A 12,650-nucleotide genomic window follows, 5' to 3' on the forward strand; every position below is an offset into this window, starting at 1 on the left:
ACCGGATATCGGTCACTGAGCCCATCGAAGTGGCGACTACTTCGCGAGGAAGGCGAGCAGCTGCTCGTTGACCTCGCGGTAGTGGGTCCAGAGCATGCCGTGCGGCGCGCCCTCGATCTCGACGTACTCGGCGGAGGGCAGCGCCTTCGCGAACACGCGACCGGTGGAGTCGATCGGCAGGACGCGGTCGCCGGTGCCGTGCACGATGAGCGACGGGACGTCGATCTTCGCGACGTCGGCGCGGAAGTCGGTCAGCCAGGTCGGCTGCGCAGCGACCGAGGCGTACGGCGACGCGTTGTAGGCGAGCTGCGTGTTGGCCCGCAGCGCCTCCTCGCTCAGGCGCGAGCCGAGGTTCTCGTCCGTGTTGAAGAAGTTCTCGAAGAAGCTCGTGAAGAACGCGTAGCGGTCGTCGGTGACGGCGGCGAGGAGCCCGTCGAACACGTCCTGCGGGACACCCGTCGGGTTGTCGTCGGTCTGGAGCAGGTAGGGCTCGAGCGATCCGAGGAAGACGGCCTTCGCGATGCGCTCCGAGCCGTAGGTGCCGAGGTAGCGGCCGACCTCGCCGGTGCCCATCGAGAAGCCGACGAGGACCGCGTCGTTGAGGTCGAGCCCGTCGACGACGGCCTTGAGGTCGGCGGCGAAGGTGTCGTAGTCGTAGCCCTCGGTGGGCTTGGAGGACTTGCCGAAGCCGCGGCGGTCGTAGGTGACGACGCGGTAGCCGGCGTCGAGGAGCGCCGCGGTCTGCTTCTCCCACGAGGAGCCGTCGAGGGGGTAGCCGTGGATGAGGACAACGGGGTGGCCGCTGCCGTGATCCTCGACGTAGAGCTCCACGGAGGTGCTGTTCTCGGTTCCGACGGTGATGAACGACATGGTTCGATTCCTTTCGTCTTCGGCGTCCGGACTCGTCGCCCGGTTCCACGCCCCGAATTGAGAACGATCGTTCTCTTCGGTGTCCATCAGCATAGGGAACGATCGTTCTCAATGCAAGTACACTGATGGAATGACCAGCGAACAGACGATGACGATCGCGTCGCCAAGCCCGGCGGCCGCACCCGCGACACCGGCCTCCGTGCGCGACATCATCATCGACGCCGCCGACCGCCTGTACTACGCGAAGGGCATCCAGTCCGTCGGCATGGACGAACTGCGCTCGGCGGCCGGCGTGTCGTTGAAGCGCCTGTACTCGGCGTTCCCGAGCAAGGAGGACATCGTCCTCGCGGTCATGGAGCGCCGGCACGAGCTCTGGACCACCGGCGTCAGCGCGCTCGTGGACGACGCCGAGACGCCCCGCGACCGACTCCTCGCGATCTACGACTACCTGGCCGGCTGGTTCAGTGACGACTCGTTCCGCGGCTGCGGGTTCATCAACACCTTCGGGGAGCTCGGGGGCGTCTCGCCGGCGGTCGCCACCATCACCCGCGAACACAAGGCGTCCTTCCAGGACTACGTCGCCGGCCTCGTCGCCGACGCCGGCGCTCCGGCATCGCTCGCCCCCCAGCTCGCGATCCTCGCCGAGGGCGCCCAGACCACCGCCGCCATCACCGGCTCCCCCGAAGCCGCGCTGCACGCTCGTCGCGCCGCCGAGACGCTCATCGACGCCGCCTCCTAGCGATTCGTTCGCCCATTTGTGGGCGAACGGGACCTCGTTCGCCCGACAATGGACGAACGGATGTGGTCAGGCCACATTCTGATATATTTTCTGCTCAGAACTCCCCCGGGTTCCACGCGCCGTCAACGCGTCCCACCTCAATGGAGAGAGAGCATGTCCTCACCAATCGGAACACCCGCGCCCAGCATCGGATCCCCCGGCACCCGACCGCCGAAGGCCTTCCTCGGCCTCTCCGGTCCGCTGCTCTGGGGGTACGTGGCGATCGCCTTCTTCATGACCGGCGACGGGCTCGAGCAGGCGTTCCTCTCGGACTTCCTCGTGACGAGCGAGGGCTTCAGCACCGACCAAGTGGGCTCGCTCTTCACCGTGTACGGCCTGATCGTCGCGATCGGCGCGTTCGCCTCCGGGGTGCTGGCCGAGTACTTCGGGCCGCGGCGCATCATGATCGCCGCCGCCGCGGGGTGGATCGTCTTCCACGCCGGCTTCGTGTACTTCGGCATCATGCAGCACGACTTCGCGATGATGATGGTGATGTACGCCATCCGCGCCGTCGCCTACCCGCTGTTCGTCTTCGGGTTCGTCGTGTGGATCTCCTACGCCGCCCCGCAGGACAAGCTCTCGTCCGCGATGGGCTGGTTCTGGTGCTCGTACTCGGTCGGCGTGGGCGTGTTCGGGTCCTATCTGCCGAGCTTCACCATCCCGGCGTTCGGAGCCGTCGAGACGATGTGGGGCGCGATCGCCTTCATCGCCGTGGGCGGCGTGCTCGCGGGCGTCCTCGTGCGCGGCAAGGGTCCGGAGACCTCCGAACCCCGAACCCTCCGGGGCCTCGGCGAGACCCTCGCGATCACGATCGCCCTCCCGTTCCGAAACGTCCAGCTCGCCTACGGCATGCTCCAGCGCGTCATCAACCAGATCTCGCTCTACGGGTTCATCGTCATGCTGCCGATCGTCTTCGTCCGCGACATCGGCTTCGAGCAGGGCACCTGGCTGCAGCTGTGGGGGCTGGTGTACATCGTGACGGTGTTCACGAACCTCCTCTGGGGCATCCTCGGCGACCGCATCGGCTGGATCCGCACCGTCCGCTGGTTCGGGAGCCTCGGCATGTTCGCGTCCACGCTCCTGCTCTACTTCATCCCGCTCGTCGTCGGGCCGAACCCCTGGCTCACGGGGATCGCCGTCGTCATGCTCGGGTTCGCGGTCGCGGCCTATGTCCCACTGTCGGCGCTCATGCCGGCGCTCGAGCCGAACCACCGCGGCGGCGCGGTCGCGCTCCTCAACCTCTCCGCCGGACTCTCCCAGTTCGTCGGGTCGCTGCTCGTCACCCTGCTCTGGACGTCCTTCGGCACCACGGCGACCGTCATCGCGCTCGCCTGCACCTATCTCGTCGGGTTCGCGGTGACGTTCCTGATGCGGGTCGACCAGGACGCTCTGGCGAAGGCGGAGACGACGCGGAGCATCCCGACGGTGCCCCAGCACTGAGTCAGGACGGCCCGACACGACAGCGGCCCGGTGCGCATCCCTCCGATGCACTCCGGGCCGTCGTCGTCATCGCCCGTCAGATGAGCGTGTAGCCGCCGTCGATCCGGAAGCTCTGCCCGACGACGTAGGAGGAGCGCTCTCCGGCGAGGTAGACGACGAGGTCGCCGAGCTCGTCCGGCTCACCCATCCGGCCGGCCGGGATCCGCGACACCCAGTCCTCGGCCATGTCAGGATTGGCGGCGACGAAGTCACGCGTCATGTCGCTCGCGAAGTAGCCCGGCGCGACGGCGTTGACCCGGATCCCCAGCGGCAGCCACTCGATCGCGAGACTGCTCGTGAGCATGGAGACGGCGGCCTTCGAGGCGTTGTATGCGGCCTGCGTCTGCGGCACGTTCACGGCGAAGGCGGACATCGAGGACATGTTCACGATGCTCGCCAGATGACCGGCGTCGCGGCGGTCGGCGACGAAGCGTCGCGCGAACTGCCGGGACACGAGGAAGGTCCCGGTGACGTTCACCCGGAAGAGTCGGTCCCAATCGGCCACCTCGGTGTCGATCGCGCGGGCGCCGTGCGTCATCCCGGCGCTGTTGACGAGGATGTCCGGCGTCCCGAGGACCTCCGCGACGTGGTCGAGCGCGGCGTTCACGGAGCCCTCGTCGGTGACGTCGACCGGGAGCCCGATCACCGCGGGCGAGACCTGGGCATCGAGGACCGACGCGGCGTCGGCCACCGTCTCCAAGCGGTCGAGGAGGGCGACCTGAGCGCCGGCTTCGGCGAGCGCCGTGGCCATCGCGAGCCCGAGCCCGCGGGCCCCTCCGGTGATGATCGCCGTGCGACCGGCGAGGACTGGTTCGTGTGTGGTTTCCATGGCGCCAGTCTAGAAGTTCCAGATGCTCATATATCTTTACTCGTCCGTAACTCAGGACGCTCGTGGCGCGCCGCGCACGCCACGCCGCGGCATGTCGGCGCCGCGCCGGGGTGCTCCTGAGTTGGGAACCGCTCGGCATCCTCCCTCGCTGTGACATCCTGTTGAGACGGACACGAACGGACACGTCCGACACCGATGGACAGGGAGCGACATGGCCACGACCGGCACGCTCGGCGCCGAGGAACGACGGACCCGACTGACGGCGATCCTCGAACGTGACGGCAGCATCCGCCTCGACGACGCGGCTACGGAGCTCGACGTGTCCTCGATGACCGTGCGACGCGACCTCGCCGACCTCGAGCAGCTCGGCCTGGTACGGCGCGTCCGGGGCGGGGCGATCCCGACCCTGCGACCGAGGACCTTCACCGAGCGGTCCGCGACGGGTGTCCGCGAGAAGGGCGCCATCGTCGAGAAGCTCCGGTCGCTCATCCCGACGGACGGCGCGATCGCGATCGACGCCTCCAGCACGGCCGGCGGCATCAGTCGACTGCTCGGCGAGTCGACCCTCACGGTGGCGACCAACTCCTACCCGAACTTCATCCTCGCCGGCGCGAACCGCGAGGTCACCGCGATCCTCGTCGGCGGCCAAGCCGAGTCGCGGACCGACAGCTTCATCGGCCCCATCGCCTGCCAAGCGGCGTCGTCGGTGCTCTACCGGCGCTTCTTCCTGTCGGCCGCCGCCATCGACCCGACCGTCGGCAGCTCGGAGGTCACCCTCGAAGAAGCGCAGGTCAAGCAGGCGTTCGCCCGCGCCTCCGACGAGACGATCCTCGTCGCCGCGTCCTCGAAGCTGGGGCAGCGCGCAATGGCGGTCGGCTTCGCCCTGGCGGACGTCGACCTCCTCGTCACGGAACTCGACCCCGCCGACCCTGCGCTCGACGCCTACCGCGACGCCGTCGAACTCCTCTGAGCACCAGGCCCCGCACGTCCCGTTCTCAGGAGTCACCGCGCGCGTCGATCCGCGCCAACCGCAACGCGCCGAGATTCTCCTGAGATCGGGACATCCGCCATTGCGACATCTGTGACTTCTTGTCATACTTAACACGATTGAACACTGGGCACGGACGTGCCCCGACGAAGGAGTGCGAATGTCCGTGAACCCAACCGCTGCCGAGCTCATCGCCCGCAGCAACCGCCTCGGGAGCGACCCGAAGAACACCAACTACGCCGGCGGCAACACCTCGGCCAAGGGCACCGAGATCGACCCCGTCACGGGCGAGCCGGTCGAGCTCCTCTGGGTCAAGGGCTCCGGCGGCGACCTCGGCACGCTGAAGCCCGAGGGTCTCGCGGTCCTCCGCCTCGACCGCATGCGCGCCCTGCAGGACGTCTACCCCGGCCTCGACCGCGAGGACGAGATGGTCGCCGCCTTCGACTACACCCTGCACGGCAAGGGTGGCGCGGCCCCGTCCATCGACACCGCCATGCACGGCCTCGTCGACGCGGCCCACGTCGACCACCTGCACCCCGACTCCGGCATCGCCATCGCGACCGCCGCCGACGGCCCCGAACTCACCGCGAAGATCTTCGGCGACAAGGTCGTGTGGGTTCCGTGGCGTCGTCCCGGCTTCCAGCTCGGGCTCGACATCGCGGCCATCAAGGCCGACAACCCGCAGGCGATCGGCACCATCCTCGGCGGGCACGGCATCACCGCCTGGGGAGACACCTCTGAGGAGGCCGAGGCGAACTCGCTGTGGATCATCGACACCGCGGCCGCCTACATCGAGGCGAACTCCCGCCCCGAGCCCTTCGGTCCGGCGCTCGACGGCTACGCAGCCCTGCCCGAGGCCGAGCGTCGTGCGAAGGCGGCAGCGCTCGCCCCCACCATCCGCGGGCTCGCCTCCGCCGACCGCCCCGTCGTCGGCCACTTCACCGACAGCCCCGAGCTCCTCGACTTCCTGGCCTCGGCTGAGCACCCGCGCCTCACCGCGCTGGGCACGAGCTGCCCCGACCACTTCCTCCGCACCAAGGTGAAGCCGCTCACCGTCGACCTGCCCGCCACGGCGAGCGTCGAGGAGGTCATCGAGCGCCTCGGCACGCTGCACGAGGCGTACCGCGAGGACTACCAGGCCTACTACGACCGCCACGCCACGGCCGACAGCCCGGCGATCCGCGGCGCCGACCCGCTCATCGTCCTCGTCCCCGGCGTCGGCATGTTCAGCTTCGGCAAGGACAAGCAGACCGCGCGTGTCGCCGGCGAGTTCTACGTCAACGCCATCAACGTGATGCGCGGCGCCGAGGGGCTCTCCACCTACGCGCCGATCGACGAGGCCGAGAAGTTCGCGATCGAGTACTGGGCGCTCGAGGAGGCGAAGCTGCAGCGGATGCCTGCGCCGAAGCCACTCGCGACCCGCATCGCGCTCGTCACCGGTGCCGCATCCGGCATCGGCAAGGCCATCGCCACGCGTCTCGTCGCGGAGGGCGCGGTCGTCGCGATCGCCGACCTCTCGCTGGAGAAGGCGCAGGCGGCGGCGGCCGAGCTCGGCAACACCGACGTCGCCATCGGGATCGCCGCCGACGTCTCGAACGAAGCCGCTGTCCAAGCCGCGATCGACGAGACCGTCATCGCCTTCGGTGGACTCGACCTCGTCGTCAACAACGCGGGCCTCTCGCTGTCGAAGTCGCTCCTCGAGACCACCGAGGCCGATTGGGACCTCCAGCACAACGTCATGGCGAAGGGCTCGTTCCTCGTCTCGAAGGCCGCCGCACGCGTGCTCATCGACCAGAAGCTGGGCGGCGACATCGTCTACATCTCGTCGAAGAACTCCGTGTTCGCGGGCCCGAACAACATCGCCTACTCCGCGACGAAGGCCGACCAGGCCCACCAGGTCCGCCTGCTCGCGGCAGAGCTCGGCGAGTACGGTGTGAAGGTGAACGGCATCAACCCCGACGGCGTCGTCCGCGGCTCCGGCATCTTCGCCTCAGGCTGGGGCGCGAACCGCGCGAAGACGTACGGCATCGACGAGCAGGACCTCGGCAAGTTCTACGCGCAGCGCACCATCCTCAAGCGCGAGGTCGTCCCCGAGAACGTCGCGAACGCGGTCTTCGCGATCTGCACGAGCGACTTCAGCCACACGACCGGACTGCACATCCCCGTCGACGCGGGCGTGGCCGCAGCCTTCCTGCGATGAGTGCGGCAGGCCGGAGCGGCACCGTCGCGGCGGTCGACCTCGGGGCCACGAGCGGGCGGGTCATGCTCGGCCACGTCGGCCCCGGCGAGCTGCGCCTCGTGCCGGTCGCCCGGTTCCCGAACACGCCCGTCCGCACGCCCGACGGCCTGCACTGGAATATCCTCGAGCTGTACCGCTCGATCATCGCGGGGCTGTCGGGCGCAGCGAAGCAGGAGCCACACCTCGCGAGCATCGGCATCGACTCGTGGGCGGTCGACTACGGCCTCCTCCGGCAGGGGCGCCTCCTCGGCGCACCGTTCCACTACCGCGACGAACGGACGGCGGCAGGTGTCGAGGCGGTCCACGGAACGGTCCCCTTCGCCGACCTCTACCGCGTGAACGGCCTGCAGTTCCTGCCGTTCAACACCGTCTACCAGCTCGCGACCGAGCGCGACGCCGGCATGCTCGACGTCGCCGACACCGCGCTCCTGGTGCCCGACCTCATCGCGCACTGGCTGACCGGTGCCCGCGTCGCCGAGGCCACCAACGCGTCGACCACCGGCCTCGTCCGCGCCGCCGAACCGACCAGGTGGGACGCCGGACTCCTCACCCGACTCGGCATCCCGGCGGCCGTCCTCCCGCCGATCGTCCAGCCGGGCGATCGCATCGGGACGCTCCTCGAAGCGGTCGCCACCGAGGTCGGCCTGTCCGCGTCCACGCCCGTCACCGCCATCGGTTCACACGACACGGCCTCGGCGGTCGTCGCCGTCCCGATGACGACCCCGGACGCCGCCTACATCTCGTGCGGCACCTGGGGACTCGTCGGGGTCGAGCTCGAACGCCCGGTCCTCACCGAGGCGAGTCGAGCGGCGAACTTCACGAACGAGGGCGGCGTCGACGGACGCACCCGCTTCCTGCACAACGTGATGGGACTCTGGCTCCTGAGCGAATCGGTGCGCACCTGGGAGCGTGGCGGCGAGACGATCGACCTCCCCGGGCTCATCGCCCAGGCCGCCGCGGTCGACACACCCGTCTCGGTGTTCGACGCGAACGACCCCCGGTTCCTCGCCCCCGGTGACCTGCCGGCGCGCATCGCCGGGTTCCTCACCGAGCACGGGCGGGCGGTCCCGCAGTCCCGTGCCGAGTTCGTCCGGTGCATCATCGAGAGCCTGGCGCAGGCGTTCGCGGATGCGGTCCACACGGCCTCCGAGCTGTCCGGGGTCCAGGTGCGCGCGATCCACGTCGTCGGCGGCGGATCCCAGAACACGCTCCTCTGCCAGCTGACGGCCGACCGTGCGGGGATCCCCGTCATCGCCGGCCCCGTCGAGGCGACGGCACTGGGGAACGTCCTCGTCCAGGCGAGGGCGGTGGGGATCATCGACGGCGACCTCGAGTCCCTGCGCGCCCTCGTCGCCCGTTCCTTCGAGCCGACCCGCTACGAGCCGCGCAAGCCTGCCGGCTCCACGACCGTCAGCCGGTAGCGTCGCAGCATGACCGCTTCTCCACTCATCGTCAGCCTGCCCGCCGGCCTGCGCGAGGAGGTGCTGTCGCAGGGCCCCCTCCCCGAGGGCGTCGAGTTCGTCGAATGGGATCTGCGCACCGAACCGCCGGTCGAGCACATCGACCTCGTCGTACCCGTGTACCTCGGCTCGAACAAACCGCTCGCGAACGTCGGCGCGGTGACGCCGAAGCTCGTCCAGGTGCAGTCGATCGGTTACGACGGCCTTGCGGACCTCCTCCCGGAGGGCATCACCCTCGCGAACGCTGCGACCGTCCACGAGGCCTCGACGGCGGAGCTCACGGTCGGGCTCATCCTCGCCTCGCAGCGCGGCATCCCCGACTTCGTGCGAGCCGAGCGGACGGGCGAATGGCTGCAGAGCCAGCGCCCGAGCCTCGCCGACCGCCGCGTGCTCCTCATCGGGTACGGCGGGGTCGGCGCGGCCATCGAGGAGCGCCTGCTTCCGTTCGAGGTCGAGGTCACTCGGGTGGCGTCGAGCGCGCGGGAGGACGAGCGGGGGCCGATCCACGGCATCGACGAACTGCCCGGACTCCTGCCGCACGCTGAGATCGTCATCGTCGTCGTCCCGCTCACCGACGGCACCCGCGGCTTGATCGGAGACGACTTCCTGGCGGCTCTGCCCGACGACGCCCTCGTCGTGAACGTCGCCCGCGGCCCGGTCGCCGACACCGACGCACTCGTGGAGCACGCGACGAGCGGTCGCATCCGACTCGCGCTCGACGTGACCGACCCTGAACCGCTGCCCGCCGACCACCCGCTGTGGTCTCTGCCGAACGTGCTCGTCTCCCCGCACATCGGCGGCGCGACGAGCGCCATGCTGCCGCGGATGGCGCGTCTCCTGCGTCGACAGATCGAACATCTGTTGGCCGATGAGGAGCCGGAGAACATCGTCCTCCGCACCTGAGACGGGCGTCGACGTCCGTCGATTTCGCTTCGCAGAAAAATCTACGGCGAGGGCTCGCGTTGAATCGGTTCAAGAGGTAGGGTTTGTGGTCTGACCACACCGCAGTGCCGAAGGAGGATCGATGAACGCACCAGCGACGGCCGCGCCGGCAGCGGCGCAGCCCGCCGCCGCAGCGGCGGAGCCCCGGGCCTGGGAGGTCGTGCTCGCCCGCATCGAGTCGGACCTCCTCAGCGGTGTCCTCACCCCCGGCGACCGCTTGCCCGGCGAACGACAGCTCGCGATCGACCTCGGCGTCGGTCGGTCCAGTGTCCGCGAGGCGATCCGCGTCCTCGAGGTCCTGGGACTCATCCGCACCCACACGGGGTCCGGCCCCACCGCCGGCGCGATCATCGTCGCCACGCCGTCCGGTGGCATGGCCACCCTCATGCGGCTTCAGGTCGCCGCGCAGGGCTTCGCCGTGCAGGACGTGGTCGACACGAGGCTCGTGATCGAGACCGCGGTCGTCCACAGTCTCGCCTCGCGCGCCGAAGCGGCCGTCCCCGATCTCACGCACCCCGAGTCCCTGCTCGACGCGATGGACCAGCCCACCCTCACGGAGGCCGAGTTCCTCGCCCTCGACGCGCAGTTCCACCTGTCGCTCGCCGAGGCGGAGGGCAACCAGGTCCTCGTCGCCACGATGTCGGGCCTCCGCGACTCCATCGAGCGCTACGTCCTGGCCGGTGTCCCACAACTGGCGTCGTGGTCAGCCACCGCCGACCGCCTGCGCACCGAGCACCGGGGCATCGTGGAGGCGATCCGCCGCGCCGACGCCGAGCTGGCCCGCCAGTCCGTCCGCTCCCACATCACCAACTACTACCAGGCTCGCGAACTGTCAGAAGACGACAGTCCGCACCCCTCAACACCCACCTCAAGCGACAGTTCGCGGAAAGAAGAGACAGACCATGGTTGAACGCCGCATCCCCAAGCCCCACGACCTCCTGCCGCTCATGCAGTTCAAGAAGCCGGAGTTCAACGCCCGTCGGCGACGCCTGGCGGCCGCCACAACCATCAGCGACCTGCGCACGATCGCGAAGAAGGTCACGCCGACGGCGCCCTTCGACTACACCGACGGCGCCGCCGAGGGCGAGATCTCGCTGGCCCGAGCACGGCAGGCGTTCCAGGACATCGAGTTCCACCCGGCCGTCCTGAAGAACGTCGCGAACGTCGACACCGGCTGGGACGTCCTCGGCGAGCGCGTCGCGTTCCCCTTCGGCATCGCTCCCACCGGCTTCACCCGCATGATGCAGACCGAGGGCGAGCGCGCTGGAGCATCCGCCGCAGCGGCCGCGGGCATCCCCTTCACCCTGTCGACCATGGGCACGACCTCGATCGAGGACGTCAAGGCGGCAGCGCCCGGTGGCCGCAACTGGTTCCAGCTCTACATGTGGAGTGAGCGCGAACGGTCGATGGCACTCGTCGACCGCGCGGCAGCGGCCGGCTACGACACCCTCGTCGTGACGGTCGACACCCCCGTCGGCGGCGCCCGCCTGCGCGACGTCCGCAACGGCATGACGATCCCGCCGTCGCTCACCCCGAAGACCATCGTCGACGCGCTCCCCCGCCCGGCATGGTGGATCAACTTCCTCACCACGGAGCCGTTGGCCTTCGCGAGCCTCGACCGCTGGTCGGGAACCGTCGCGGCGCTCATCGACACCATGTTCGACCCGACCGTCGGTCCTGACGAGGTCAAGTACATCCGCGAGCAGTGGAAGGGCAAGCTCATCGTCAAGGGCGTCCAGTCGGTCGCCGATGCGAAGCTCGCCGTCGACCTCGGTGCGGACGCCGTCCAGCTCTCCAACCACGGCGGCCGCCAGCTCGACCGCGCGCCGATCCCGTTCCACCTCCTGCCGAGCGTCGTGCGCGAGGTGGGCAAGGACGCCGAGGTGCACCTCGACACCGGCATCATGAACGGCGCCGACATCGTGGCGTCCGTCGCGCTCGGTGCGCGCTTCACCTTCATCGGCCGCGCGTACCTGTACGGACTCATGGCCGGCGGGCGCGAGGGCGTCGACCGCGCGATCCAGATCCTCTCGGGCGAGATCGTGCGCACGATGAAGCTGCTGGGTGTCGCGTCGCTCGAGGAGCTGCAGCCGCACCACGTGACCCAGCTGTCGCGGTTCACGACGCTGCAGCCGATGCCGGAGCAGTCGTCGCTGAGCGCCGGCCGGCCGGCCACTGCGAAGCCCGCGGCACCGACCGCTCGGAAGGCTCCGGCCCGGAAGCCGGCGGCCGCGAAGGCCTGACCGCCCGACTGAACCCCGTCACCACCGCACTCCACGGGTTGTCCCCGATGTCCTCCGTCGCTCCTTCGGGAACGATGGAACCGACCCGACGGTCGCAGCACCTGCGCCGTCGGGCCGGTGTTCGACGATCTGGAGGCGACGGTGGCACAGCTCCTCGTGATCGGTGGGAGCGGCCGCACCGGGCGACTCATCATCGGCGAGGCTCTTCGCCGCGGCCACTCGGTCACAGCCCTCGTCCACGACCCCGCAGCCGTCGTCCCCGGCGACCGGCTGACGGTCGTCCAGGGGTCTCCCCTGCGGAGTGAGGACGTCGAAGAGGCCATGCGTGGCGCGCAGGCCGTGATCATCGCCCTCAGCAACATCGGCTCGTCCGACTGGCCGTGGGCACGCCAGGTCAGCCCTCCCGACCTCATCTCGAACGCCGTCCGGGTCGTGGCGGATGCGATGCGCTCGCGTGGCCTCCGTCGAATCGTCCTCCTCTCCGCGCTCGGTGCCGGCGAGTCGGTCCGAAGCGTCCCCGCGGGCCTGCGGTGGGCGACGCACTTCCTCCGACTCGGCACCGTCTACGCCGATCACGAGCAGGCGGACGCGTTCCTCCGCCGCTCGGAGCTCGACTGGACCATCGTGCACCCGACCGTGCTCTCCGCCAGCGACGCCCGACGCCCGGTCGTGTCGTCACCGCCGGGAAGCTGGCCGAGCTCGCTCCGGATCCCTCGCTGCGACGTCGCCGCGTTCCTCGTCGACGCGGTCGACGACGAGGACCTCATCGGCTCGGCCCCGGTCATCTCCTCGGGTCCACGCCGCAGCTGACGGTGCGCCCGC

The 12,650-nt window shown here is 69.6% G+C and carries 11 protein-coding genes; 9 read left to right on the forward strand and 2 right to left on the reverse strand.

The features are described 5' to 3' along the window. Window positions 1-36: 36 nt before the first annotated feature. Window positions 37-870, reverse strand: a complete 834-nt coding sequence (locus tag ACQ3HE_RS16525) for an alpha/beta fold hydrolase (RefSeq protein ID WP_430893505.1) — start codon at window positions 868-870, stop codon at window positions 37-39. Between the two features lie 148 nt (window positions 871-1,018). Here ACQ3HE_RS16525 and ACQ3HE_RS16530 point away from each other — a divergent pair, with 148 nt between their 5' ends. Further along, window positions 1,019-1,609, forward strand: a complete 591-nt coding sequence (locus tag ACQ3HE_RS16530) for a TetR/AcrR family transcriptional regulator (protein ID WP_430893573.1) — start codon at window positions 1,019-1,021, stop codon at window positions 1,607-1,609. Window positions 1,610-1,762: 153 nt separating this feature from the next. Continuing rightward, window positions 1,763-3,088, forward strand: a complete 1,326-nt coding sequence (locus ACQ3HE_RS16535) for an MFS transporter (RefSeq protein WP_430893506.1) — start codon at window positions 1,763-1,765, stop codon at window positions 3,086-3,088. Window positions 3,089-3,164: 76 nt separating this feature from the next. Here ACQ3HE_RS16535 and ACQ3HE_RS16540 read toward each other — a convergent pair whose 3' ends face one another. Then, window positions 3,165-3,956, reverse strand: coding sequence for an SDR family NAD(P)-dependent oxidoreductase (locus ACQ3HE_RS16540; protein WP_430893507.1), 792 nt, complete (start codon window positions 3,954-3,956; stop codon window positions 3,165-3,167). 211 nt (window positions 3,957-4,167) lie between these two features. Here ACQ3HE_RS16540 and ACQ3HE_RS16545 point away from each other — a divergent pair, with 211 nt between their 5' ends. The 7 genes from ACQ3HE_RS16545 to ACQ3HE_RS16575 all read left to right on the forward strand — a co-directional run bounded on the left by ACQ3HE_RS16545 (window position 4,168) and on the right by ACQ3HE_RS16575 (window position 12,638). After that, window positions 4,168-4,926, forward strand: a complete 759-nt coding sequence (locus tag ACQ3HE_RS16545; protein ID WP_430893508.1) for a DeoR/GlpR family DNA-binding transcription regulator — start codon at window positions 4,168-4,170, stop codon at window positions 4,924-4,926. Window positions 4,927-5,104: 178 nt separating this feature from the next. Next, window positions 5,105-7,144 carry a bifunctional aldolase/short-chain dehydrogenase gene (locus ACQ3HE_RS16550; RefSeq protein ID WP_430893509.1) on the forward strand — a complete coding sequence of 680 codons (2,040 nt, stop codon included), beginning with the start codon at window positions 5,105-5,107 and terminating at the stop codon, window positions 7,142-7,144. Further along, entirely contained in the window at window positions 7,141-8,604 is a 1,464-nt protein-coding gene (locus tag ACQ3HE_RS16555; protein ID WP_430893510.1) for a rhamnulokinase, read from the forward strand. The genes ACQ3HE_RS16550 and ACQ3HE_RS16555 overlap by 4 nt, the downstream gene beginning before the upstream one ends. A gap of 9 nt (window positions 8,605-8,613) precedes the next feature. Further along, entirely contained in the window at window positions 8,614-9,546 is a 933-nt protein-coding gene (locus tag ACQ3HE_RS16560; RefSeq protein ID WP_430893511.1) for a 2-hydroxyacid dehydrogenase, read from the forward strand. Between the two features lie 121 nt (window positions 9,547-9,667). After that, window positions 9,668-10,495 (forward strand): FadR/GntR family transcriptional regulator, encoded by an 828-nt coding sequence (locus tag ACQ3HE_RS16565; RefSeq protein ID WP_430893512.1) that lies wholly within the window; start codon window positions 9,668-9,670, stop codon window positions 10,493-10,495. Next, the gene (locus tag ACQ3HE_RS16570) at window positions 10,488-11,828 is read left to right on the forward strand and encodes an alpha-hydroxy acid oxidase (RefSeq protein WP_192006353.1); all 1,341 of its coding nucleotides are present in this window, start codon (window positions 10,488-10,490) and stop codon (window positions 11,826-11,828) included. The genes ACQ3HE_RS16565 and ACQ3HE_RS16570 overlap by 8 nt, the downstream gene beginning before the upstream one ends. A gap of 141 nt (window positions 11,829-11,969) precedes the next feature. Beyond that, on the forward strand, window positions 11,970-12,638 hold the full coding sequence (locus tag ACQ3HE_RS16575) for an NAD(P)-dependent oxidoreductase (RefSeq protein WP_430893513.1): 669 nt from the start codon (window positions 11,970-11,972) through the stop codon (window positions 12,636-12,638). Window positions 12,639-12,650: the final 12 nt, after the last annotated feature.

This window comes from Plantibacter auratus (assembly GCF_050587365.1).
GTDB lineage: Bacteria > Actinomycetota > Actinomycetes > Actinomycetales > Microbacteriaceae > Plantibacter > Plantibacter auratus.